Origin of the sequence: Streptomyces sp. NPDC052114 (assembly GCF_040680155.1) — a bacterium.
Lineage (GTDB): Bacteria > Actinomycetota > Actinomycetes > Streptomycetales > Streptomycetaceae > Streptomyces.
Map to the genome: position 1 here is coordinate 53,286 of NZ_JBFAWC010000031.1, position 22,957 is coordinate 76,242.

Sequence of the window (22,957 nt, forward strand, 5' to 3'; positions counted from 1 at the left end):
CACGTCCATGTTGGAGACATCGGCACGACTGCTCCGCCTGCTCTCCCTGTTGCAGGCCCACCGCGAATGGTCCGGCGCGGACCTCGCCGACCGGCTCGGCGTCACCGCGCGCACGGTCCGCCGCGACGTGGACCGGCTGCGCGAGCTGGGCTATCCCGTCAACGCGAGCCCCGGCACCGGGGGCGGCTACCAGCTCGGCGCGGGGGCCGAGCTGCCGCCGCTGCTCCTGGACGACGACGAGGCGGTCGCGGTCGCGGTCGGTCTGCGCACCGCGGCGGGCCAGGGCATCGAGGGCATCGGCGAGTCCTCGGTCCGCGCCCTGGGCAAGCTCGAACAGGTGCTGCCGAACAGACTTCGCCGCCGCGTCGGCGCCCTGAACGCCTTCACCGTGCCGATGCTGCGCACCCCGCGGCGCGAGGGCGTCGACGCCGGCGTGCTCACCGAACTGGCGCACCTGTGCCGGGACTCCGAGCGGCTGCGCTTCGACTACCGCGACCACGAGGGCAGTTCGACCCGCAGGACCGTCGAACCGCACCGCCTGGTGTGCACCGAGCGCCGTTGGTACCTCGTGGCCTGGGACCTGGACCGCGACGACTGGCGCACCTTCCGCGCGGACCGCATCGAGCCCCGGCCGCCGCACGGCCCGCGCTTCGCGCCGCGCACCCCGCCGGCCGAGGACCTCGCCGCGTACGTCTCCAAGGGCGTCTCCACGCGTGCGTACGCCGCCCGGGCGGTGGTCAGACTGCTGGTGCCGCTGGCCGAGGCGGCCGAGCGGATCACGCCGTCCGACGGCACCCTGGAGGCCGAGAGCGAGGGGACCTGCCTGCTGCGCACGGGGGCCGCGAGCCTGGACGTGATGGTCTTCCACGTGATGTTCATGGGCTTCGAGTTCGAGATCGTCGAGCCCGCGGAGCTCGCCGACCGGGTCAGGTCGGCGAGGGACCTCCTGAGCCGGGCCCTGGACCGGGGTGTCGGGTCTGCGGGTCCCGCGGCACCGGACTCCCGGCCCGCGCCGCGTACGCCGCGTACTCGGGATGGTGCAGGTCGAACGCCGGGGACTCCGAGCGGATCCGGGGCAGCGTGACGAAGTTGTGCCGGGGCGGCGGGCAGGAGGTCGCCCACTCCAGGGAGCGGCCGAACCCCCAGGGGTCGTCGACGTCGACCTTCTCGCCGTACTTCGCGGTCTTCCAGACGTTGTAGAGGAACGGCAGCGTGGACAGGCCGAGCAGGAACGCCCCGATGGTCGAGATGGTGTTGAGGACCGTGAAGCCGTCGGCCGCCAGGTAGTCGGCGTAGCGGCGCGGCATGCCCTCGGCGCCCAGCCAGTGCTGGACCAGGAAGGTGGTGTGGAAGCCCACGAAGAGCGTCCAGAACTGGATCTTGCCGAGCCGCTCGTCGAGCATCTTGCCCGTCAGTTTCGGCCACCAGAAGTAGAAGCCGCCGAAGGTCGCGAAGACGACGGTGCCGAACACGACGTAGTGGAAGTGCGCGACGACGAAGTACGTGTCGGTGACGTGGAAGTCGAGCGGCGGCGAGGCCAGGATGACGCCGGTCAGGCCGCCGAAGAGGAAGCTCACCAGGAAGCCGACCGCCCACAGCATGGGGGTCTCGAAGGACAGCGAGCCTCTGAGCATCGTGCCGGTCCAGTTGAAGAACTTCACACCCGTGGGGACCGCGATGAGGAAGGACACGAAGGAGAAGAACGGCAGCAGGACCGCGCCCGTGGCGAACATGTGGTGCGCCCACACGACCACGGACAGGCCGGTGATGGCCATCGTCGCGCCGACCAGCGGCAGGTAGCCGAAGATCGGCTTCCGGCTGAAGACCGGGATGATCTCCGTGATGATGCCGAAGAACGGCAGCGCGATGATGTAGACCTCGGGATGCCCGAAGAACCAGAAGAGGTGCTGCCACAGCAGCGCCCCGCCGAACTCCGCCTCGAAGACCACCGAGCCGAACCGCCGGTCCGCCTCCAGGACCAGCAGCGCCGCCGCCAGCACGGGGAAGGCGATCAGCACGAGGATCGAGGTGAACAGCACGTTCCAGGTGAAGATCGGCATCCGGAACATCGTCATGCCGGGCGCGCGCATCCCGATGATGGTCGTCAGGAAGTTCACCGAGCCGAGGATCGTGCCGAAGCCGGAGAGCGCGAGCCCCATGATCCACAGGTCGGCGCCGATGCCCGGCGACCGGTCCATGCTGTTGAGCGGCGCGTACGCGAACCAGCCGAAGGCGGCGGGCCCGCTCGGCACGAGCAGCGAGCCGAGCACCATCAGGCCGCCGAAGAGGAACAGCCAGTACGACAGCATGTTCAGCCGTGGGAAGGCCACGTCCGGCGAGCCGATCTGCAGCGGCATGATCTCGTTGGCGAACCCCGCGAACGTCGGCGTCGCGAAGAGCAGCAGCATGATCGTGCCGTGCATGGTGAAGGCCTGGTTGAACTGCTCGTTGGTCAGCAGCTGCAGCCCGGGGCGGGCCAGCTCGGCCCGCATCATCAGGGCCATCAGGCCGGCGGCGAGGAAGAAGAAGAACGACGTGATCAGGTAGAGGTGACCGATCTTCTTGTGGTCCGTGGTGGTCAGCCAGTCCACGAGGACCCGTCCGGGGCGCCGCGCCCGCGCCGGTCGCTCCGCCGCCCGCACCGTCTCGGTCCCCATCGTCTGCCCCTTCGCCATCGCGTGCTGGGACTGCCCGAAGCCTGCTCGGAGCTCACGCCATGATGCTCGCGTCGCCGCGACCGCGACAGGGGGCGTACACCGCTTCGGGCCGCGCGGCTCCGGGCCGCTGTGCCGGAATCATGAATTCCCCTATGCGGCGTCACATCCCCTGGAGCGGCCGGGATTCGGAAATGCGGAGGGTTCGTAAAGAGGCTGCCCCGATATTCGGAGAGGGGTATTGAGGTGATCGCGGGGACGCCCGCGAAGTGACGCGAAGACGCCCCTGAATTACGTCGCCACAAGTACGGAACCGCCCGTACGTGTGACGGAGTTCGGTCGAAACGCACGTCGTGATCCTGTGACAAAAGCGTGACCGGAGAGGTATCAGTGACGCATGGTGTGCGGCCCCGGCCTTCCCCGCCGCTCGCGCGCCGCCTAACGTGGCGGCCATGGCACCTATTCCCACCCCTCCCACCGAGCCCCAGGACAGTCCGGAAGGCTATGTCGGCCTGCGGGCCGAGGGCGCCGAGCGGCAGGCGCGCGAGCGCGGCTGGTCCACCGTCAGGTCGCTGCCGCCGGGCACGATCATCACCATGGAGTACCTCGCGGGGCGGCTCAACTTCGAGGTCGACGAGGGCGTCGTCAAGCGCTGCTGGAAGGGCTGAGCGGCGCCTGTCCGGCCCATGACCATGACGAAGGCCCCGGCTCCGATGAGGAGCCGGGGCCTTCGCGGTGCGGGGGATGGGCTGTGCGTACCGGCCCCCGCCGTCCGTGGGTCAGCCGCCCGCCACCGGGCGGGCCGACGTGGTGCCGCGCGGCACGCGGTCGGAGTGCGGCGGCCTGCGGCTGCCGGCCGGGGTGACCGGGGTCCGCTCGGAGCGGGCCGTGTGCGGACCCGGCGCGAGACGGGCCCCGGGGCGTGCGGCGCGGGCGATGCCGACCGGCTCGCGGGCGGGCGCGTCGCCGCCGTCCGCGGCCGGGCGCTGCTGGACCATCGCCGAGGCGCCGAGCGGAGCCGGGACCACGACCGGCTCGGGCGCGGGGACGACACCGGCGCGGCGGATCCGCCAGGCCTCGCGGAGGCTGAAGATCATGGCCTCGACCCGGGCGATCAGCGGCTCGAACCAGGGCAGCGCGAGCAGGATGAGCAGACCGGCGGCCCAGCCGAGGAAGACGTCGCTCAGCCAGTGCGTGCCGAGGTAGACGGTGGTGAGGCCGACGCTGAGGGAGACCACCGCGGACAGGGCCGACAGATAGCGGCGGGTGCGCGGGGTCGAGGCGAGGTAGGCCAGGATTCCCCAGGTCACGACGGCGTTGGCGGTGTGGCCGGAGGGGAATATATCGCCGCCGAGCCACATCTCGTTCGAGCCGATCGTGGTGGCGTAGTGCGGGCCGAGGCGGCCCATGCCGAGCTTGGCGGCACCGACGGTGACGTTGAGCAGCAGCAGGGCGGCGCCGAACATCAGGAGCGGGCGCAGCGTGTGCTGGCGCCAGGAGCGCCAGCCCAGCCAGGCCGCGACCATGACGGCGGTCGGGCCGCGCTGGCCGAGGACGACCCAGTAGTCGAGGAAGGCGTGGATCTCGGGCCACTGCTGATACGGCCGGAAGAACATGACCTGCCAGTCGAACCGGACCAGCCACGAGGTGACCAGCACGGCGACGACAATGGCCAGGTAGAAGGCCAGAGTCGCGCTGAAGAGCACGACTCTGTGCCGGCTCATCCTCGGCACATCGAGGTGGGCCGGCCGTTCCGGCTCACGGTCCAGCCGGGCGAAGACCCGGTCAAGACGGGTGAGGTTTCGTTCGGTACGCACCCAATCGACGTTACAGCGAGTGAGTGCGGCACTAGGCCGAATCAGTGGCTTTGTGATGACGATGTGATGTGGGATTGATCTCAGCCCGAAGTTTATTCCCGGGGATTCCTTATTCCGTGATCGTTCCCTTACTCAATTCGTTGATCATTTCCAATGGCGTTTTATGGCCCTTATCAATTCGTTCACCGGGGCCTGGCGCGGAATTTCCCGCCCGATCACCGGGGGCGCGGAAATGATCATGACGTGATCACGGTGGGCCCGAGCCGTGCAGCCAGAACGCCCCGTACACCGCGCTCGCCACGGCCACACCCCCCAGGACCAGCGCTGACCTGGACGTACGCAGCCTGGCCAGGGCCACCGCGAGGGGCAGCAGGAGCGGGAAGGCGGGCAGCAGGAGCCGCGGCTTCGAGCCGAAGTAGCCGGCCGCACAGAGCGCCAGTGCGACGACGATCCCGCAGTAGACGAGCAGTGACAGTGGCTGCTTCTGGCGTACGCCGAGCACGTACAGCCAGATGACCAGGGCGACGCCGACGATCAGCCCGAGGCCCGCGAGCGCGCCGGGGACGGAGGTGAACTTCTCCCCGATGAACCGCACGAAGGCGTAGCCGAAGTCGAAGCCGTTGCCCCAGCCCGCCTGGACGTCGAGGTAGCCGAAGAGACCGCCGCCGGTGCGGTGGCCGACCCAGAGGACATAGCCCGCGGCGCCGAGCGGGGCGAGCACCACCCCGAGGAGCATGCGCCGGTCTGCCCGCCGGTCGCGGTACAGCCGCACCGCCGCCGTCACCCAGATCGCGGCGACCACCGCGGCCCCGACCGGCCGCGTCAGCCCCGCGAAGGAGGCGAGCACGCCCGCCGTCACCCAGCGCTCCCGCAGCACCGCGTACAGCGACCAGGCGGCCAGCGCCGTGAACAGCGACTCGCTGTACGCCATCGACTGCACGATGCCGACCGGCAGCACCGCCCACAGCGCGACCGCGCAGACCCCCGCCCGGCGCCCGTACACGTGGTCGGCGACCGCGAAGATCCCCGCCGCGGCGAACAGTGACGCGATCCAGCTCACCGCCAGGCCCGCGTCCGCGTACGACAGGGGACTGACGGCCGAGACGAGCCGCTCCAGCCAGGGCAGCAGCGGGAAGAAGGCGAGGTTCGAGTGGACGCTGCCGTCCGGCAGCGTCACCTCCCAGCCGTATCCGTGCTCGGCGACGCGGGTGTACCAGAGCGAGTCCCAGCGGGCGGACAGCAGCGTGTGCGGGCTCTTGCCCGCCACCGCGCCCCACACCGCGAGCACGGTGAGGCCCAGCGCGCGCACCCCGGCGTACACGAGGAGCGCGGGCGCCGCGCGACGCAGCGCGTGAGCCGCCCGGCCCGGCGGAAGATGTTGATCAAGATCGGTCACGGGCTCGATTATCGGCCGTCGGGGGAACTGGACGCCCGTCCGGGGCGTGGACGAAGGGTGGGGGCGTGGCATACGCCACACCACATCCGCGCAACCATGAGAGGTCCGCCACGCGCCCCAGGCGTGAACTCGCGTACTCTGACGGCTCACTCGCCTTGTCTGCGCCGCCCGAGCAGGGAGTTCGCATCCCGCAGGCCGCCGATGCGAGGGACCACTGGGAGGTACGCACATGTCCGGGACGACCACGGCCGCAGCACCGCAGGGCCGTCGGGGTTCCGGGGCCGGCGCCGGGGCCAACCGCTGGGTCGTGCTCGTCGTCCTCTGCGTCAGCCTGCTGCTCGTCGCCGTCGACGCCACCGTGCTGCACGTCGCGGTGCCCGCGGTCACCGAGGACCTGAGGCCCGGCGCGATCGAACTGCTGTGGATCGTCGACATCTATCCGCTGGTCTGCGCCTCGCTCCTCATCCTCTTCGGCACGCTCGGCGACCGCGTCGGCCGCCGGCGCGTCCTCCTCCTCGGCTACGCCCTCTTCGGTGTGGCCTCGGCCGTCGCGGCCCTCGCGGACAACGCGCAGGTCCTGATCGCGGCCCGCGCGCTGCTCGGTGTCGGCGGCGCGATGATCATGCCCGCGACGCTGTCGATCCTGCGCCAGGTCTTCCCCGACCGGCGCGAGCGGGCGCTGGCCATCGGCATCTGGAGCGCGGTGGCCGCCGTGGGCGCGGCCGTCGGACCGCTGCTCGGCGGATTCCTCCTCGAACACTTCTGGTGGGGCTCGGTCTTCCTCATAAACATTCCGCTGATGCTGGTCAGCCTGCCCGTCGGGCGCTGGCTGCTGCCCGAGTCGACCGGCGAGCGCAACGGCCCCTGGGACGTCGTCGGCGCGCTCATGGCGGCGGCCGGGCTCTTCGGTCTCGTGCTCGGCGTGAAGCGGCTCGGCGGCGGCGAGGCGCCGCTCGGTGCCACCACCCTGATCTCGCTGGCCGCGGGCGGCGCCCTGCTCATCGGCTTCGTCCGCAGGCAGCGGCGGCGCGAGCACCCCCTGGTCGACCTGTCGATGTTCGCGCGCCCCGCGTTCAGCACGTCGGTCGGCTGCATCGTCCTCGCCATGCTCGCCCTCGTGGGCCTGGAACTGATCGCCGCGCAGTACCTCCAGCTCGTCCTCGGCCTGTCCCCGCTGGAGACGGGCCTGCGGCTGCTGCCCCTCACCGTCGCCGCGATGGCCGCGGGCCTCGCCGGATCGAAGATGCTCAGCCGCTTCGGCCCGCGCGCGATGGTCTGCGCCGGCTTCTGCCTGACCGCGGCCGCCGTGGTGCTGCTCACCGGCATGGGCGGCCACGCCAACGACGTGCTGCTCCTCACCGGCTTCGTGCTGCTCGGCTTCGGCCTGGAGACCACGCTCTTCGGCGCGTACGAGTCGATGCTGAGCGAGGCGCCGCAGGCGCAGGCGGGCGGGGCCGCCGCGATCGGCGAGACCTCCTACCAGCTGGGCGCGGGCATCGGCATCGCGCTGCTCGGCAGCGTCATGAACGCGGCGTACGCGCCGGGGCTCTCCTCGGTGCGGGGCGTCCCGGCGGCGGACAGCGCCGCGGCGAGCCACTCGCTCGGTGAGGCGTACGAGGTCGCCGCGCGGCTCGGCGGGGGCTCGGGCGCGGCCCTGCGGACCGCGGCGCGGGACGCGTTCGTGCACGGACTGCATGTGACGTTGCTGGTCAGCGCGGGGCTGCTGCTGCTCGGGGCGCTCGCGGCGCTGAGGCTGCCGCGGGCCATGGAGTGCGGGGCGCCTGCGGCGCGGGCCGAGACGGGGGTGCCTGCTCCCCGGGACCACGCCGGGGTGCCCGTCACCTCGTCCGCCGACGCCTGAGCCCCGCGGCTGCCGGATCTCCGGGTGCGGGTGCTTTGGTGGCCGGTCGCGCCGTTCCCCGCGCCCCTGAGGGGGGTTCGGGTTGCTTTGGGGGCGCGGTTCCTCGCGCCCCCTGGCAGGGGCGCGGGGCGCTCTGGACGTGCGGGAGACTGCGTCGTAACGTCAGCGCGAGCCGTAGCTAACTACCAGTGCTAGTTTTGTGTCGCCGGAGGCCCCGCATGTCCGCAAGCGCCCGCACGCCGCTCCCGCCCTTCGACCCCGCCGACCCCCTCGGCATCGACGACCTCCTCGCCCCCGAGGACCTCGCGATCCGCGACACCGTCCGCACCTGGGCCACGGACCGGGTCCTGCCGCACATCGCCGACTGGTACGAGAAGGGCGAGCTGCCCGGCATCCGCGAGCTGGCCCGCGAGCTCGGCTCCCTCGGCGCGCTCGGCATGTCCCTGGAGGGTTACGGCTGCGCCGGGGCGAGCTCCGTGCAGTACGGCCTGGCCTGCCTGGAGCTGGAGGCCGCCGACTCCGGCATCCGCTCCCTCGTCTCCGTACAGGGCTCCCTCGCCATGTACGCGATCTGGAAGTTCGGCTCCGAGGAGCAGAAGCAGCGGTGGCTGCCCGGCATGGCCGCGGGCGAGATCATCGGCTGCTTCGGCCTCACCGAGCCCGACCACGGCTCCGACCCCGCGTCCATGCGCACGCACGCCAAGAAGGACGGCACCGACTGGGTGCTCACCGGGCGCAAGATGTGGATCACCAACGGCTCGGTGGCGGGCGTCGCCGTCGTCTGGGCGCAGACCGACGAGGGGATCCGCGGCTTCGTCGTGCCGACCGACAGCCCCGGCTTCTCGGCGCCCGAGATCAAGCACAAGTGGTCGCTGCGCGCGAGCGTCACCAGCGAACTGGTGATGGACGAGGTGCGGCTGCCCGCGGACGCCGTCCTGCCCGAGGTCGTCGGCCTCAAGGGCCCGCTCAGCTGTCTCTCCCACGCCCGCTACGGCATCGTCTGGGGAGCCATGGGCGCGGCCCGGTCCTCCTTCGAGGCGGCCGTGGAGTACGCGAGGACCCGTGAGCAGTTCGGCCGGCCCATCGGCGGCTTCCAGCTCACCCAGGCCAAGCTCGCCGACATGGCGGTCGAGCTGCACAAGGGCATCCTGCTCGCCCACCACCTCGGGCGGCGCCTGGACGCGGGCAGGCTCCGTCCCGAGCAGGTCAGCTTCGGCAAGCTCAACAACGTACGAGAAGCGATCGAGATCTGCCGCACGTCCAGGACCATCCTGGGCGCCAACGGGATCTCGCTGGAGTACCCCGTCATGCGGCACGCGACGAACCTCGAGTCGGTGCTCACCTACGAGGGCACCGTCGAGATGCACCAGCTCGTGCTGGGCAAGGCGCTCACCGGTCTCGACGCCTTCCGGTGACCGGTCCGCAGTCCCCGTCCGGGACCGGTGCGGGCTCCGGTGAGCGGCCCTGCCCCTAGCTCTGGTTGAAGAAGCCGTCCGCCGGCCGGCTCGCGGCCTCGCCGTTGACGATCTGCGTGTCGGCGGGCGTGAGCAGGAAGACCCGCGTCGCCACGCGCTCGATCGAACCGCGCAGGCCGAAGGTCAGGCCGGCCGCGAAGTCGACCACGCGCTTGGCGTCGGTGGGCTCCATGGACGTGAGGTTCATGATGACCGGGACGCCGTCCCGGAAGAGCTCGCCGATGCCCCGCGCGTCCCGGAAACTGTCCGGGGTCACGGTCCCGATCCGCTGGCCCTGCTCCTCGGCCGCCTCGGTCGCCACCCGCACACGCGGGTCGGTGACCCAGGCCTCCGGCTGGTCGGGCCCCTCGGTCCGGTCGTCGTCGTAGCCGTCGTCGTAGTAACGCTCGTCATTGTTGTCGTCGACGAGGCCAAGCCAGGCACTCGCCTTGCGCACCGATCCCATGGACGCCTCCTCTCACCGCGGTTTCCCTGAGTTCCGCATCCCTATCGTCGTCCATGATGCGGATGGTGCGCCAAGTGGATAGTCGCCGCGCGGGGTTTTCGTGACGGTACTGGTGCAGAGTCAACACGCCGACGCACGTTGCGCTCCAAGGGTCCTGCCGTGTACGGCTGCTGACGGAGAGTGAAATATGATTCTTCACGGCGTATGGGTGACGGTCGGTGCGTCCGGGTGAACGGAGGCCTCGCTACGATGCCCGGGTTGATCGCTTCGGGCTTCTCGGGGGAGTCGTCTTGTTCGGAATAGTCAGGCCCTGCAGTCATCGTCTCGGGGAGGGCCTCAAGACGCAGTGGATGGCCCATCTGTGCGGGCTCTGTCTCGCGCTGCGCGGTGACCACGGGCAGTTCGCCCGGGTCGTCACCAACTACGACGGGCTCATCATCTCGGTTCTGACGGAGGCTCAGGCCGAGCGGTCGACCGGCTGGCGGCGCACCGCGGGGCCCTGTCCGCTGCGCGGGATGCGGACGGCGTCCGTGGCGCAGGGCGAGGGCGCGCGACTCGCCGCCGCCGTCTCGCTGGTGCTCGCCTCGGCGAAGGTCCGCGACCATGTCGTCGACGGGGACGGGCTCCTGGCGCGCAGGCCGGTGGCCGTCGCGGCCCGGCGCGTGGCCCGCAGCTGGGACCGGGCGGGCGCGCGGACCGGCGCCGACGTGGGCTTCGACACGGCGGTCCTGGTCGACGCCGTCGAACGGCAGGCCGGCATCGAGGCCTTGGCGGGCCCCGGCACCTCGCTGCTCGCGGTCACCGAGCCGACCGAGACGGCGACCGCCGCGGCCTTCGCGCACACCGCCGTGCTCGCCGGGCGGCCCGGCAACGCGCAGCCGCTCGCCGAGGCCGGCCGGCTCTTCGGCCGCCTCGCGCACCTGCTCGACGCCGTGGAGGACAGGCAGGCCGACGCCGCGTCGGGCGCGTGGAACCCGCTCGCCGCCACGGGCACGTCCCTGGCCGAGGCGCGGCGCCTCGCCGACGACGCGCTGCACGGCATCCGCCTGGCACTGCGGGACGCCGAGTTCACCGACGGCAAGCTCGCCCACATGCTGCTCGCGCACGAACTGGGCAGGTCGGTCGACCGGGCCTTCGGGACCGACGGCTGCGGGCACACCCATCAGGTGACGGCTCATCAGGACGGTTCCTTCGGGCCGCCGCAGCAGGGCGGTGCGTACGGCGCCCCGCAGCAGGGCGGGCCGTACGGACCCCCCTCCAGTGGTCCGTACGGCCCGCAGAATCCGTACGGAGGCGGCAATCCGTACGGAGGCGGAGCGCCCGGCGGTCCGGGCGGGCCCCAGGGTCCCGGCGGTCCCGGTGGCCCCGGCGGCTTCGGCGGCGGTCCCGACTTCGGGCAGCAGCCGCCGCCGAAGCCCGGCAAGCGCGGCTTCTGGGCGGGGTGCGCCGTCGCCATCGGGCTGTGCTGCACCTGCAAGATGTGCTGCGCCGACCACTACGAGGGCCCCTGGTCCCGCAAGAAGCGCGAGGGCTGCTGCAACAACTGCGACTGCGACTGCGGCTGCTGCGGCATCTGCGAGTGCTGTTCCTGCTGCGACTGCGGTCTGTAGCGGCCCTCGTCGGCCCCCGTCGGCACGGAGTGACGCGGGGTCAGTCCTTGATCTCCGGCGGGGAGATCTGCGACTTCTCGATCGCCGAGCCCTGCGTCCCCCACTTCTTCAGGATGCGGTCGTACGTCCCGTCCTTGATCAGCTGATCGACCGCGGCCCGGAAGGCGGGGGCCAGCTTCGTGCCCTTCTTGAAGGCGAAGCCGACGTCGAGCCGGTGGTACGCGCCGAGGAACTTCAGGCCCTCCTGCTGCTGCACGGCGTAGCGCAGGCCGTTGATCGTGGACATCACCACGTCCGCGCGGCCCTGTTGCAGCGCGGCCCAGATCGCGCCCTGCTCGGCGTACGTCTTCACGCTGTAGGGCTTCTTGCCCGCCTCCTCGCAGACGTGCTTGTTGTCCTCCAGCGTGACCTCGAAGGTGGTGCCCGCGCCGGTCGCCACGTTCAGTCCGCACAGCTGCTCGAAGTCGGTGACCTTCTTCAGCTTGCTGTCCTCGCGGACGGCGAAGCCCTGGCCGTCGTTGATGTACGTGACGAAGTCGATGGTCTTCCGGCGTTCCTCGGTCACGCCGAAGTTCCCCGTGCCCAGGTCGTACTTGCCGCTGCCCAGGGCCGGCAGGATCGCCTCGAAGCTCGCGGCCTCCCGCTTCAGCTTCAGGCCGAGGGTCTTGGCCACGGCGTCCGCGAAGTCGACGTCCTGGCCGACGATCGTCCGGCCGTCCTCCAGATAGAGCGCGGAGGGCGGGGTGCCGCCGACGGAGGCGGCGAGGCTGAGCGTGCCGCGGTCGCGCACGTCCGCGGGCAGCAGCTCGGCCGCGGCCCGGTTCTTCTTGACGGAGGACACCACGTCCGCGGTCGGGATCTCGGCGCTCCTGCCCGCGGGGGCCGCGCCGCCCGCGGTGTCCGCGGCGCCGGAGCCGCACGCGGTCAGCGCGAGGGTGGCGGCGGTGATCAGGGCGAAGGCCGCCGGGATGCGGCGGGACTGCGAGGGCGTGCTCATGGCGTGACGTTCTCCAGCTCGGCAGGGCAGGGCGAAGCGGACGTACGAGGGGAGGGGTGTCGCCGCTCGCGACGGGGGAGCGGTGACGTACGCGTGTGAAGGCGGGGCCGAGGCCCGCGCGGGAGCGCGGACGTCGGGAACGAGGAGAGCGCGCAGAAGCCGGGACCCGGTGGGCCCGAAGGGCTCAGGGTGCTTCGAGGGCAGGGGGTCGGCTCAGGAGGACATCAACAAGACGCCGACCACACTCGACCGAAGTCGATGTGGGAGCGCGTGACCAGCCACTGCTGCGGATGCATGGGCCAAGTGGAACAGGCATCCGTTTCCGCGTCAACTGCCGTGAGACGTAACGCTCATATCCTGGACACCCTTGACAGTTCAGGTGACGCGCCCCGTAATCTCGGGGACGGATCGTGCTGAGGGGCTCGGTCCATGTGAAGGCACCACCCGTGTTCGAGCTTCTGCATCCACGGAGCCTTCCGCATGTCTTCCGACACCCTCGCGAAAGTCGCGACCCCTCCGCCCTCCCCGGATCCCGCTGATTCCGCACGGCCCCAGGACGTCCCGCGCATCGTGCCCCGGCCGCGCGTCGGCCAATGGACGGCGGCCGTCGTCGTCCTGGTGCTGCTCGCGCTGGCCGCCACCTCCGTCGTCCGCAACGAGGCGTTCCAGTGGGACGTGGTCGCCGACTACTTCACCACGGCGTCCGTCCTGCGCGGACTCGGCCTCACCCTCTGGCTGACCGCCCTCGTCATGGCGCTCGGCTTCGCCCTCGGCACGCTGCTCGCCGTGGGCCGTCTCTCCGCCAACCCCGTGCTGAGAGCGGTGAGTTGGGGATACATCTGGTTCTTCAGGTCGATGCCGATCCTGGTGCAGCTGCTGTTCTGGTTCAACATCGGGGCGCTCTACCCGCAGCTGTTCGGCGTCAGGACGGTCAACCTCCTCGGGCCCGTCACCATCGCCATCATCGGCCTGACCCTGCACGAGGCCGCGTACGCCGCCGAGGTGGTGCGCGGCGGGATCCTCTCCGTCGACCGCGGGCAGATCGAGGCCGCCCAGTCGCTCGGCCTCGGGCGGTGGCGCAGGCTGCGGCGGATCGTGCTGCCGCAGGCCATGCGCTCCATCGTGCCGCCGGCCGGGAACATGCTCATCGGCACGCTCAAGGGCACCTCGATCGTCTCCGTCATCGCCGTGCAGGACCTGCTCTACTCCGTGCAGCTCGTCTACCACCGCACCTACCAGGTCATCCCGCTGCTGATGGTCGCCACCATCTGGTACGTCGTGGTCACCTCGGTGCTCGGCGTCGGCCAGTACTACGTCGAGCGGCACTACGCCCGCGGGTCGGAGCGTGCCCGATGAGGCGCTCCCTGGTGTTCGTGGGAGCGGGCCCGCGCGGCACCGGCATCCTGGAACGCATCGCCGCCAACGCGCCCGAACTGTACGAGGGTTCGGGCGTCGACGGGCTCGACATCCACCTCGTCGACCCGCACCCGCCGGGCGGCGGACGCGTCTGGCGGGCCGACCAGTCGCCGCTGCTCTGGATGAACTCGCAGGCCCAGGACGTCACCATGTTCACCGACGAGACGGTGGAGCTGGCGGGCCCGGTCCTGCCGGGTCCCGCGCTGCACGAGTGGAGCGGGCGCGACGGACGCGACTTCCTCAGCCGCCACGAGCAGAGCGCCTACCTGCGCTGGGTGTACGAGAGGGCCGTCGCCGCCCTGCCCGAGGGCGTCGTCGTCCACCACCACCCGCGCAGGGCCCTGCGCGTCACCGGCGGGCACGACGCCCGTCAGGACGTCTTCGTCGAAGGCCTCGACGAGCCGCTCGCCGCCGACCTGGTCCTGCTGCTCCAGGGGCACCTGGACGCCGAACTCGACAACGAGCAGCGGGAGTTGGCCGCGTACGCCGAACGCAACGGCCTCGTGCACCTGCCGCCCGACTTCACCGCCGACAGCGACCTGTCGCGGCTCGCGCCCGGCGAACCCGTCCTCGTGCGCGGCTTCGGCCTCGCCTTCGTCGACCTGATGGTGCTGCTCACCGAGGGGCGCGGCGGACGGTACGAGGGCGACACCTATCACCCCTCGGGACGCGAGCCCGTCCTGTACGTCGGCTCGCGCCGCGGCGTCCCGTACCACTCGAAGATCGGCTACGACTGGACCGGCGAACGCCCGCCGCTGCCGCGCCACTTCGGCCCCGCCCAGATCGACGAACTCCTCGCCCGGCCCGGCGGACACGACTTCCGGCGCGACGTGTGGCCGCTCATCGAGAAGGAGCTCGGCTTCGCCCACTACCACCGCCTCTTCACCGCCCACCCCGAGTGCACCCGCACCGCCTGGGCGGACTTCGACGAGAAGTACGAGGCCTGCGCGCCCGGCAGCCCCGAACTGGACGCCCTCGTCGCGTCCGCCGTGCCCGACCCCGCCGACCGGCTCGACCTCACCGCCCTCGACCACCCCCTGTCCGGGGTGCGCCACACCTCGTACGAGGCGTTGCAGGACGGGCTGCGCGGCTACATCACCGACGACCTCGCGCGCCGCCACGACCCCGGGCACAGCGCCGACCTCGCCGTGTTCCTCGGACTCCTGTCCGTCTACGGGCAGTTGGTGCGGCTCGGCGACCCGGGGGACTGGTGGCACGGCTTCTTCAGCTACCTCGCGTCCGGCCCGCCGGGACCCCGGCTGCGGCAGCTGCTCGCCCTCTCGCGCGCCGGGATCGTCCGGTTCCTCGGCGCGGACGTCCGGGTGAGCGCCGAGGACGGGGTGTTCCGCGCCCAGAGCCCCACCCTGCCCGGCCACGTCACCGAGACCCGCGCGCTCGTCGAGGCGCGGCTGCCGCAGCCCACCCTCGCCCGCGCCCGGGACCCGCTGCTGCGCGCCCTGCACGCCGAGGGCGTCGGGGAGACGCCGGCGGGACTCCTCGCCGTCGACCCCGCCGACGGGCGGATCCTCGACCGGGCGGGCCGGCCGCATCCGCGCCGCTTCGCGCTGGGCCCGCACACCGACGCGCGCGGCGCCGGGGCGTTCACCCGGCCGCGGACCAACAGCCCCACCTTCCGGCAGAACGACGCCACCGCACGCGCCGTACTCGACTTCCTGAGCGCCTCCACGACCCGAGGAACCCATGTCCCTGACCAGTGATCCGCCCGTCAGCAAGGGCGACCGGGCCGCGCCGCCCGCGGCCGACGACCACGGCGCCCTGGAGGTCGTACCCCTGCGCCACCCCTGGCGGTGGGCCGCCGTCGCCGCGACCGCCGTCCTGATCGCGCAGTTCGCGCACGGACTCGTCACCAACCCCGCCTGGGAGTGGGAGGTGTTCGCGGAGTTCTTCACCGCCGACGTCATCCTCAAGGCGGTCTGGATCACCCTCCAGCTCACCTTCTACGGCACGGCGCTCGGCTTCGCGCTCGGTGTCGTCCTCGCCTTCATGCGGCTCTCGGCCAGCCCCTTCCTGAAGTCGGTGGCCTTCGCCTACATCTGGGCGTTCCGCTCGATCCCGCTCATCGTGCAGCTGCTGTTCTGGTTCAACCTCGCCTACCTCTACAAGGAGCTGCAGTTCGGCATCCCGTTCGGGCCCGGCTTCTTCTCCTTCGACACCATGGGGCTGGTCGGCGCGATGAGCGCGGCCGTCCTCGGTCTGGCACTGCACCAGGCCGCGTACGCCGCCGAGATCGTGCGCGCCGGTGTCGCGGCCGTCGACAGCGGACAGCTGGAGGCCGCCGCCGCGCTCGGCATCCCCAAGCTGCGGCAGGTGCGCAGGATCGTGCTCCCGCAAGCGATGCGGTCGATCCTGCCCAACGCGGCCAACGAGATCATCTCCCTCTTCAAGGGCACCTCGATCGTCTCCGTCATGGCGATCGGCGAGCTCTTCTACCAGGTGCAGGTCATCTACGGCCGCAACGGCCGGGTCGTGCCGCTCCTGATGGTCGCCACCGTCTGGTACATCCTCCTGACCAGCGCGCTCTCCGTCCTCCAGCACTACGTCGAACGTCACTTCTCGAAGGGGGCCACGCGATGAGCGCCATGGTCGAACTCCGCTCCGTACGCAAGTCTTTCGGCTCCCTGGAGGTGCTGAAGGGAGTGGACCTGGAGGTCGCGGCGGGCGAGGTCGCCGTCGTCCTCGGCCCCTCCGGCTCCGGCAAGTCCACGCTGCTGCGCACCATCAACCACCTGGAGAAGGTCGACGGGGGCTGGGTCAGCGTCGACGGCTCGCTCGTCGGCTACCGGCGCTCCGGGGACAAGCTGTACGAGCTGCGCGAGCGGGACGTGCTCAAGCAGCGCACCCACATCGGCTTCGTCTTCCAGAACTTCCACCTCTTCCCCCACCTGACGGTCCTGGAGAACATCGTCGAGGCGCCGGTCGCCGCGCTGAAGCGGCCCCGCAAGCAGGCCGTGGCGAGCGCCGAGGCCCTGCTCGCGAGGGTCGGGCTCGCCGACAAGGCCGACGCCTACCCCAAGCAGCTCTCCGGCGGACAGCAGCAGCGCGTCGCCATCGCCCGCGCCCTCGCCCTGGAACCGAAGCTGCTCCTCTTCGACGAGCCGACCTCCGCGCTCGACCCGGAGCTGGTCGGCGAGGTCCTCGACGTCATCAAGGACCTGGCGCGCCAGGGCACCACGATGATCGTCGTCACCCACGAGATCGGCTTCGCCCGCGAGGTGGCCGACACCGTCGTCTTCATGGACGACGGCCGCGTGGTCGAGCGGGGCGCCCCCGCCGACGTACTCGACGATCCCCGGCACGAGCGCACGCGCGCCTTCCTCTCCAAGGTCCTCTAGGAGCCCCGCATGCTGTCCCGACGCACCACCCTCACCTTCGCCGTCGCCGCCCTGGCCGCCGCGCCCCTGCTCAGCGCCTGCGGCGGCGACAGCGACGCCGCGACCGGCGGCGGCCGACCCGGCACCAAGAAGGTCGGCTCCATCAACATCGGACCCGACCAGAACCGCGTACGCGGCACGAAGGCCGCCGCGATCGCCGCGCTCGTGCCCGAAGAGGTGAGAGAACGCGGCACGCTGCGGCTCGGCGGCGGCGCCGACTCGACCGCGCCGCTCGGCTTCTACGCCACCGACGACAAGACCCGCATCGGCTCCGAGGTCGACCTCGCGATCCTCGTCGCCGACACCCTCGGTCTCAAGCCGGTGTTCGAGGAGGTCTCCTGGGAGAACCTCTTCGTCGGCCTGGACAGCGGGAAGTTCGACGGCGTCTTCGGCAACGTCACGGTGACCGAGGAGCGCAAGGAGAAGTACGACTTCGCGACCTACCGGCTCGACAACATCGCCTTCGAGGTGAAGAAGGGCGCCGGCTGGAAGGCCGAGGGGCCCGAGGACGTGGCGGGCAAGTCCGTCGCGGTCTCCTCCGGCACCAACCAGGAGAAGATCCTCGTCGACTGGAGCAGGCAGAACGAGAAGGCCGGGCGCGAGCCGGTCGACATCAAGTACTTCCAGAAGGACTCCGACTACTACCTCGCGCTCCAGTCCGGGCGCATCGACGCCTACCTCGGACCGAGCCCCGCGGTCTCGTACCACGTGGCCTCCGCGGGACAGACCGAGGTGGCCGGCTCGCTCTCCGGCGGGGGCGACTCGCTCCAGGGGGAGATCGCCGCGACCACGAAGAAGGGGAGCGGGCTCGTCGACGCGTACGCCGCCGCGCTCAACCACGTGATCAAGGACGGCAGTTACGCGAAGGTCCTGAAGCGGTGGGGGCTGTCCGGCGAGGCCGTGGAGAAGTCCGAGATCAATCCGCCGGGCCTGCCCAAGCCGTAGCCGTGCCCTCAGCAGAAAGGTTCAGCCGATGACCACCGCACCCACCGGGCGCGGCCCGCTCCACCTCGCCGCCGCCATCGATCTGCCCGGGACCTGCGAAGCCGCTCCCTACGCCGAACTCGCGCTGCTCGCCGAGCAGGGGGCCCTGGACTTCGTGACGCTCGGGGACTCCTTCGCACGGACCGGGCCCGACGCGCTCGGCGTGGCCGCGCGGATCGCGCCCCGCACCGGACGCGTCGGGCTCGTGCCGACCGTCACGACCACGCACACCGAGCCGTTCCACGTACAGGCCTCCCTGGCGACCCTCGACTGGGTCAGCCACGGGCGGGCCGGCTGGACCGTCGACGTCTCGGCGACCGAGGCCGAGGCCCGGCTCTTCGGGCGGCGCCCCGCGGCGCCCCGCGAGGAGCTGTGGCGCGAGGCCGGCGACGTCGCCGAGGTGGCCCGGCGGCTGTGGGACAGCTGGGAGGACGACGCGGAGATACGGGACGTGGCGACCGGCCGCTTCATCGACCGCGACAAGCTGCACTACGTCGACTTCCGGGGGCGCGACTTCTCGGTGCGGGGCCCGTCCATCGTGCCCCGGCCCCCGCAGGGCCACCCCGTGGTCGTCGTCGACGCGACCGCGCCGCAGGCCCGCGAGACCGCCGCCCGGCACGCGGACGTCGCCCTGGTGCGCGTCGCCTCCGCCGACCGGGCCGACGCCGCGCGGGCCGAACTGCGGGGCCTGGCGGCACGGTTCGGGCGCGACCCGCGGACGCTGCGGGTGCTCGCCGCCCTCGTCGTCGACCTCGGCGGCGGAGAGTGCGCCGCCGAACCGGGGCACGGCGGGGGACCGCTGACCACGGCCGAGGGGCCCGCCTACCGGGGCGGGCCCGTCGACCTGGCCGAGCTGATCGCCGCCTGGCACGGCGCGGGTGCCGTGGACGGCTTCCACCTCACGCCCGTCGAACCGCGCCGTGACCTGGAGCGGCTCGTCAACGGCACCGTCGCGTTGCTCCAGCACCGGGGCCTGTTCCGCACCTTCTACCCGGGCAGCACCCTCAGGGAGCACCTGGGGCTCGCCAGGCCCGCCAACCGCTACGCCGCGCTCGCGGGGGAGTCCTCATGACACAGCGACCCAAACAGGTGCACCTGGCCGCCCACTTCCCCGGCGTCAACAACACCACCGTGTGGTCCGACCCGGGATCCGGCTCCCACATCGACTTCGCCTCCTTCACGCACCTGGCCCGCACCGCCGAGCGCGGCCTGTTCGACTTCTTCTTCCTCGCCGAGGGGCTGCGGCTGCGCGAGCACAAGGGCCGCATCCACGACCTGGACGTCGTCGGGCGGCCCGAGTCGCTCACCGTCCTGACCGCGCTCGCCGCCGTCACCGAGCGGCTCGGCCTCGCGGGCACCGTCAACGCGACCTTCAACGAACCCTTCGAACTGGCCCGCAGGTTCGCCTCGCTCGACCACCTCAGCGCGGGCCGCGCCGCCTGGAACGTGGTCACCACCTCCGACGCCTTCACCGGCGAGAACTTCCGGCGCGGCGGCTACCTCGACCGCGCCGACCGCTACACCCGCGCCGCCGAGTTCCTCGCGACGGCCCGCGAGCTGTGGGACTCCTGGACGCCCGACGGACGGCAGCGCGGCGTCACGCACCGCGGTGAGCACTTCACGATCGAGGGCGAGTTCCCCGTGCCGCGCTCCCCGCAGGGGCACCCCGTCGTGATCCAGGCGGGGGACTCCTCCGAGGGACGGGAGTTCGCCGCGTCGGCCGCCGACGTCATCTTCACCCGGCACGGCACGCCCGAGGCGGGCCGCGCCTTCTACGCCGACGTCAAGGGCCGCCTCGCGAAGTACGGGCGGTCCGCCGACGACCTGAAGATCATGCCCGGGGTCACCTACGTCCTCGGCGACACCGCGGCCGAGGCGCAGGAGAAGGCCGCCGGGATCCGCCGCGCGCAGGTCTCCCCGCAGAACGCGATCCTCGCCCTGGAGCAGGTGTGGGGCGTGGACCTGTCCGCCTACGACCCGGACGGGCCGCTGCCCGACATCGACCCGGTCCCCGACTCGGAGCTCGTCCAGGGCCGGGTGCGGATCGCCGACCCCTTCGCCGTCGCCGCCAAGTGGCGGGCGCTGTCCGAGGCCAAGGGGCTCTCCATCCGCCAGACGGTCGTGGAGACCACGGCCCGCCAGTCCTTCGTCGGCACCCCGGACGCGGTCGCCGCCGACCTCGCGGAGGCCGTGCGCACCGAGGCCGCCGACGGCTTCATCCTCGTGCCGCACCTGACCCCCGGCGGCCTCGACGAGTTCGTCGACAAGGTGGTGCCGCTGCTCCAGGAGCGGGGCGTGTACCGCACGGAATACGAGGGCGCGACGCTGCGCTCACATCTCGGGCTGCGCGAGCCCGCGGGAAAGGACGGAACACCATGAGCAACGAGAACGACGGCGCCGGCAGGGACACCGACGCCGCGCAGGACTGGAAGCACTGGCACGAGGAGCGCACCGGGACGGTGTCGGCCCCCTACGGGCCGCTCTCGCTCACCGGCACGCACTGGCTCGCCGACCATCCGGACGGGCGTCTGCCGGGGATCCCCGGGCGGTGGACCGGGAGCGCCGACGCGGTCGTCCTGACCGCGGGCCCCGACGACGCCCTGACCGTCGACGGCCTGCCCCTGACCGGAGAGGCCCGCCTCGGCGCCGACACCGGTCCCGCCGGGGACGCCCGCGTGGCGCACGGCGGGCGCCGCCTCGTCGTGATCCGGCGCGAAGGGCTGTGGGCGGTGCGCGACTTCGACCCGGACGCCGCGGCGCGCCGCGCCTTCACGGGCATCGACGCCACGTCGTACGACGCCCGCTGGGCGGTGCCCGGACGCTTCACGCCGTACGAGCAGGCGCGCACGGTCAGGGTCGGCAACGCCGACGGCAAGGAGCGCGGCCTCGGCCTCGGCGGCGAACTCTCCTTCCGGCTCGGGGGAGTCGAGCACACCCTCCAGGTGGCCGTCGAGGCCGACGGTTCGCTGTGGGCCGTCTTCGCCGACGGCACCAGCGGCACCACCAGCCACCGCTTCCGCTTCCTGCGGCCCGCCGCACCCGATGCCGGGGGCCGCACCACGGTCGACTTCAACCGTTCGCTGCTGCCGCCCTGCGCCTTCACCGACCACTTCCTGTGCCCCTTCCCGCCGCCCGGCAACACCCTGGCGACGGAGATCGCGGCGGGGGAGCGGAACCTTCTCGACCGCTGATTCGTCAGACGGCCGGGCCTCGGCACCACGGCCGACGACCGCAGCCCCGGTGGCGTACGACAGGTACGGAACCCACCGGGGCCGGTCGACGTGTATTCGGCCGACGGCCGAAAGGCGCCCTTGTGCGGCTCGGAGTCGCCCCCCAATACTCCCGAGCAGCGCTTGTCAGGGGCACGGCATATCTGGAATCCGGTCTGCCCTTTGGCTGCGCCTCACGGGCCCTCAACCCACAAGGGCCCACTGACTTCCCTCGGGAGGAACAACGTGAGGATCAAGCGCACCATCCCCCGCAGTGCCACCGCGAGACGCACCCGTCTGCTGGCCGTGGCCACCGGTCTCGTCGCCGCCGGAGCACTCGTCGTACCCGCGGCGAACGCACAGGACGGCATGGCGACCTTCAGCGCGTCACAGCTGGAACAGGCCAATGACGCCGTGCTCGGCGCCGATGTCGCGGGCACCGCCTGGGGCATCGACCCGAAGACCAAGCAGGTCGTCGTCACCGCCGACAGCACGGTCTCCAAGGCCGAGATCGCGAAGATCAAGGAAGCGGCCGGGTCCAACGCGGGCGCCCTGAAGATCCAGCGCACGTCGGGCACGTTCCAGAAGTACATCTCCGGCGGCGACGCCATCTACGCGGACAGCTGGCGCTGTTCGCTCGGCTTCAACGTGCGCAACAGCGCAGGCGCCTACTACTTCCTGACCGCGGGCCACTGCACCGACGGTGCGGGCACCTGGTGGTCCAACTCGGCGAAGACCACCGTGCTCGGCACCACGTCGGGCTCCAGCTTCCCGACGAACGACTACGGCATCGTCCGCTACACCAACAACTCGGTCACCAAGTCCGGCACCGTGGGCAGCCAGGACATCACGAGCGCCGCCGACCCCACCGTCGGGCAGAACGTGACCCGGCGCGGCTCGACCACCGGCACGCACAGCGGCAAGGTCACCGCGCTCAACCAGACCGTCAACTACGGCGGCGGCGACGTCGTCTACGGCATGATCAAGACCACGGTCTGCGCCGAGCCCGGCGACAGCGGCGGCCCGCTGTACTCCGGTTCCACGGCGCTCGGCCTGACCTCCGGCGGCAGCGGCAACTGCTCGTCGGGCGGCACGACGTTCTTCCAGCCGGTCACCGAGGCGCTGCGCGCGTACAACGTCAGCGTCTACTGAGACACGGCACGGCGGCACGGTCCGCAGTCGGCAGCAGGACGAGCCCCCGCCCGGAAGCCGGGCGGGGGCTCGCCCTGTGCCGGGCAGGCGAGCTACCTTCGAAGTGGACGCCCAACACGCCCAATTCGGACCCCAGGGGGCCGGCATGGTCGAGGAGCTCGTGACGGCGGGACTGGTCGTCGGGTCTGCCGGAGCGGTCTACGCACTGGCGGCGGCGCGCGTCGTCAAACAGTACGAGCGGGGCGTGGTGCTGCGCCTCGGCCGGCTGCAACGCGCGGTGCGCGGGCCGGGACTGACGATGATCGTGCCCATGGTCGACCGGCTGCGCAAGGTGAACATGCAGATCGTCACGATGCCGGTGCCGGCGCAGGACGGCATCACGCGCGACAACGTCACCGTGCGGGTGGACGCGGTCATCTACTTCAAGGTCGTCGACCCGGCCGACGCGGTGATGCAGGTGGAGGACTACCGTTTCGCGGTCTCGCAGATGGCGCAGACGTCGCTGCGTTCGATCATCGGCAAGAGCGACCTGGACGATCTGCTGTCCAA

19 protein-coding genes and 1 pseudogene are annotated in these 22,957 nt (G+C 71.7%); 15 read left to right on the top strand and 5 right to left on the bottom strand.

The window, feature by feature from the left end; all coding sequences use genetic code 11:
* The first annotated feature begins 7 nt into the window (after positions 1-7).
* On the top strand, positions 8-1,084 hold the full coding sequence (locus AB0L89_RS39370) for a YafY family protein (protein WP_365152475.1): 1,077 nt from the start codon (positions 8-10) through the stop codon (positions 1,082-1,084).
* On the opposite strand, the pseudogene ctaD reads toward AB0L89_RS39370, so the two are convergent.
* A pseudogene (ctaD, locus tag AB0L89_RS39375) lies at positions 1,023-2,657 on the bottom strand (cytochrome c oxidase subunit I); the annotation flags it as partial. The gene AB0L89_RS39370 and the pseudogene ctaD sit on opposite strands and share 62 nt — an antisense overlap.
* 449 nt (positions 2,658-3,106) lie before the next feature.
* On the opposite strand from ctaD, the gene AB0L89_RS39380 reads away from it, so the two are divergent.
* Positions 3,107-3,322 (top strand): I78 family peptidase inhibitor, encoded by a 216-nt coding sequence (locus AB0L89_RS39380; protein WP_365152477.1) that lies wholly within the window; start codon positions 3,107-3,109, stop codon positions 3,320-3,322.
* A 111-nt stretch (positions 3,323-3,433) separates the two neighbouring features.
* Here the strand turns inward: AB0L89_RS39380 and AB0L89_RS39385 are convergent, their stop codons facing one another.
* Complete coding sequence (locus AB0L89_RS39385; RefSeq protein WP_365152479.1) at positions 3,434-4,471, bottom strand: phosphatase PAP2 family protein; 1,038 nt, start codon at positions 4,469-4,471, stop codon at positions 3,434-3,436.
* A 247-nt stretch (positions 4,472-4,718) separates the two neighbouring features.
* Entirely contained in the window at positions 4,719-5,867 is a 1,149-nt protein-coding gene (locus tag AB0L89_RS39390; protein ID WP_365152481.1) for a mannosyltransferase family protein, read from the bottom strand.
* A gap of 229 nt (positions 5,868-6,096) precedes the next feature.
* Here AB0L89_RS39390 and AB0L89_RS39395 point away from each other — a divergent pair, with 229 nt between their 5' ends.
* Positions 6,097-7,728: an MFS transporter gene (locus AB0L89_RS39395; protein WP_365152482.1), complete on the top strand. Its 1,632-nt coding sequence runs from the start codon at positions 6,097-6,099 to the stop codon at positions 7,726-7,728.
* Positions 7,729-7,946: 218 nt separating this feature from the next.
* On the top strand, positions 7,947-9,143 hold the full coding sequence (locus AB0L89_RS39400; RefSeq protein WP_365152484.1) for an acyl-CoA dehydrogenase family protein: 1,197 nt from the start codon (positions 7,947-7,949) through the stop codon (positions 9,141-9,143).
* Between the two features lie 55 nt (positions 9,144-9,198).
* Here AB0L89_RS39400 and AB0L89_RS39405 read toward each other — a convergent pair whose 3' ends face one another.
* A complete protein-coding gene (locus tag AB0L89_RS39405) occupies positions 9,199-9,648 on the bottom strand; it encodes a cell division protein SepF (protein ID WP_055698405.1) in 450 nt (149 codons plus the stop codon).
* 290 nt (positions 9,649-9,938) lie between these two features.
* Here AB0L89_RS39405 and AB0L89_RS39410 point away from each other — a divergent pair, with 290 nt between their 5' ends.
* Complete coding sequence (locus AB0L89_RS39410; RefSeq protein ID WP_365152486.1) at positions 9,939-11,258, top strand: DUF5685 family protein; 1,320 nt, start codon at positions 9,939-9,941, stop codon at positions 11,256-11,258.
* A gap of 40 nt (positions 11,259-11,298) precedes the next feature.
* Here AB0L89_RS39410 and AB0L89_RS39415 read toward each other — a convergent pair whose 3' ends face one another.
* Entirely contained in the window at positions 11,299-12,255 is a 957-nt protein-coding gene (locus AB0L89_RS39415; protein WP_365152488.1) for an ABC transporter substrate-binding protein, read from the bottom strand.
* A 480-nt stretch (positions 12,256-12,735) separates the two neighbouring features.
* Between AB0L89_RS39415 and AB0L89_RS39420 the strand changes: the two genes are divergently transcribed.
* From AB0L89_RS39420 to AB0L89_RS39465, 10 genes are all read left to right on the top strand, one after another.
* Positions 12,736-13,611, top strand: a complete 876-nt coding sequence (locus AB0L89_RS39420) for an amino acid ABC transporter permease (protein WP_365152490.1) — start codon at positions 12,736-12,738, stop codon at positions 13,609-13,611.
* A complete protein-coding gene (locus tag AB0L89_RS39425; RefSeq protein ID WP_365152492.1) occupies positions 13,608-15,389 on the top strand; it encodes an FAD/NAD(P)-binding protein in 1,782 nt (593 codons plus the stop codon). The genes AB0L89_RS39420 and AB0L89_RS39425 overlap by 4 nt, the downstream gene beginning before the upstream one ends.
* Complete coding sequence (locus tag AB0L89_RS39430; RefSeq protein ID WP_365152494.1) at positions 15,373-16,266, top strand: amino acid ABC transporter permease; 894 nt, start codon at positions 15,373-15,375, stop codon at positions 16,264-16,266. The genes AB0L89_RS39425 and AB0L89_RS39430 overlap by 17 nt, the downstream gene beginning before the upstream one ends.
* Positions 16,263-17,024, top strand: coding sequence for an amino acid ABC transporter ATP-binding protein (locus AB0L89_RS39435; protein ID WP_365152496.1), 762 nt, complete (start codon positions 16,263-16,265; stop codon positions 17,022-17,024). Before AB0L89_RS39430 ends, AB0L89_RS39435 begins: the two co-directional genes overlap by 4 nt.
* Positions 17,025-17,033: 9 nt before the next feature.
* Positions 17,034-18,008 carry an ABC transporter substrate-binding protein gene (locus tag AB0L89_RS39440; protein WP_365152498.1) on the top strand — a complete coding sequence of 325 codons (975 nt, stop codon included), beginning with the start codon at positions 17,034-17,036 and terminating at the stop codon, positions 18,006-18,008.
* Between the two features lie 28 nt (positions 18,009-18,036).
* Positions 18,037-19,119 (top strand): LLM class flavin-dependent oxidoreductase, encoded by a 1,083-nt coding sequence (locus tag AB0L89_RS39445; RefSeq protein WP_365152500.1) that lies wholly within the window; start codon positions 18,037-18,039, stop codon positions 19,117-19,119.
* Positions 19,116-20,426 carry an NtaA/DmoA family FMN-dependent monooxygenase gene (locus AB0L89_RS39450; protein ID WP_365152502.1) on the top strand — a complete coding sequence of 437 codons (1,311 nt, stop codon included), beginning with the start codon at positions 19,116-19,118 and terminating at the stop codon, positions 20,424-20,426. Before AB0L89_RS39445 ends, AB0L89_RS39450 begins: the two co-directional genes overlap by 4 nt.
* Complete coding sequence (locus AB0L89_RS39455) at positions 20,423-21,238, top strand: DUF1684 domain-containing protein (protein ID WP_365152504.1); 816 nt, start codon at positions 20,423-20,425, stop codon at positions 21,236-21,238. The genes AB0L89_RS39450 and AB0L89_RS39455 overlap by 4 nt, the downstream gene beginning before the upstream one ends.
* A gap of 264 nt (positions 21,239-21,502) precedes the next feature.
* A complete protein-coding gene (locus tag AB0L89_RS39460; protein WP_365152506.1) occupies positions 21,503-22,408 on the top strand; it encodes a S1 family peptidase in 906 nt (301 codons plus the stop codon).
* A gap of 145 nt (positions 22,409-22,553) precedes the next feature.
* A partial coding sequence (locus AB0L89_RS39465) for an SPFH domain-containing protein (RefSeq protein ID WP_365152508.1) occupies positions 22,554-22,957 on the top strand: 404 nt, incomplete at its 3' end.

What these genes read in the sequence shown, in the direction of transcription:
- AB0L89_RS39400 (WP_365152484.1), top strand. Translation starts at nt 7,947, where the DNA reads ATGTCCGCAAGCGCCCGCACGCCGCTCCCGCCCTTCGACCCCGCCGAC.
- AB0L89_RS39440 (WP_365152498.1), top strand. Translation starts at nt 17,034, where the DNA reads ATGCTGTCCCGACGCACCACCCTCACCTTCGCCGTCGCCGCCCTGGCC.
- AB0L89_RS39395 (WP_365152482.1), top strand. Translation starts at nt 6,097, where the DNA reads ATGTCCGGGACGACCACGGCCGCAGCACCGCAGGGCCGTCGGGGTTCC.
- AB0L89_RS39435 (WP_365152496.1), top strand. Translation starts at nt 16,263, where the DNA reads ATGAGCGCCATGGTCGAACTCCGCTCCGTACGCAAGTCTTTCGGCTCC.
- AB0L89_RS39380 (WP_365152477.1), top strand. Translation starts at nt 3,107, where the DNA reads ATGGCACCTATTCCCACCCCTCCCACCGAGCCCCAGGACAGTCCGGAA.
- AB0L89_RS39450 (WP_365152502.1), top strand. Translation starts at nt 19,116, where the DNA reads ATGACACAGCGACCCAAACAGGTGCACCTGGCCGCCCACTTCCCCGGC.
- AB0L89_RS39415 (WP_365152488.1), bottom strand. Translation starts at nt 12,255, where the DNA reads ATGAGCACGCCCTCGCAGTCCCGCCGCATCCCGGCGGCCTTCGCCCTG.
- AB0L89_RS39425 (WP_365152492.1), top strand. Translation starts at nt 13,608, where the DNA reads ATGAGGCGCTCCCTGGTGTTCGTGGGAGCGGGCCCGCGCGGCACCGGC.
- AB0L89_RS39455 (WP_365152504.1), top strand. Translation starts at nt 20,423, where the DNA reads ATGAGCAACGAGAACGACGGCGCCGGCAGGGACACCGACGCCGCGCAG.
- AB0L89_RS39445 (WP_365152500.1), top strand. Translation starts at nt 18,037, where the DNA reads ATGACCACCGCACCCACCGGGCGCGGCCCGCTCCACCTCGCCGCCGCC.
- AB0L89_RS39420 (WP_365152490.1), top strand. Translation starts at nt 12,736, where the DNA reads ATGTCTTCCGACACCCTCGCGAAAGTCGCGACCCCTCCGCCCTCCCCG.
- AB0L89_RS39405 (WP_055698405.1), bottom strand. Translation starts at nt 9,648, where the DNA reads ATGGGATCGGTGCGCAAGGCGAGTGCCTGGCTTGGCCTCGTCGACGAC.
- AB0L89_RS39430 (WP_365152494.1), top strand. Translation starts at nt 15,373, where the DNA reads ATGTCCCTGACCAGTGATCCGCCCGTCAGCAAGGGCGACCGGGCCGCG.
- AB0L89_RS39370 (WP_365152475.1), top strand. Translation starts at nt 8, where the DNA reads ATGTTGGAGACATCGGCACGACTGCTCCGCCTGCTCTCCCTGTTGCAG.